Origin of the sequence: Sedimenticola sp. (genome assembly GCF_050289425.1) — a bacterium.
In the GTDB taxonomy this organism is placed as follows: domain Bacteria; phylum Pseudomonadota; class Gammaproteobacteria; order Chromatiales; family Chromatiaceae; genus Sedimenticola.
This window is the reverse complement of the sequence record NZ_JBNKFS010000054.1, coordinates 555-792: the sequence shown is the minus strand read 5'-3', so window position 1 is coordinate 792 and position 238 is coordinate 555. Positions and strand designations below refer to the sequence as shown.

Genomic DNA, 238 nt, shown 5'->3' with positions numbered 1-238 from the left:
CGCTGCTGGGTTGTAAAAGTAGGCAGCTCACTGTTAACCAATGACGGCAAAGGGCTGGACGTTGACGCGATCGGATCCTGGGTTACACAAATCGCCCAATTGCATGGCGAAGGCGTGAATGTGGTGTTGGTTTCATCCGGGGCGGTGGCGGCGGGCATGTGGCGTCTGGGCTGGCAGTGTCGCCCCGAGGCAATCCATAAGCTGCAGGCTGCCGCCGCTGTTGGGCAGATGGGGTTAG

The 238-nt window shown here is 60.1% G+C and carries 1 pseudogene; it reads left to right on the top strand.

The annotated features are described in order from the left end of the window. Positions 1 to 238 (top strand): annotated as a pseudogene (locus ACQY5R_RS18180) (glutamate 5-kinase); the annotation flags it as partial.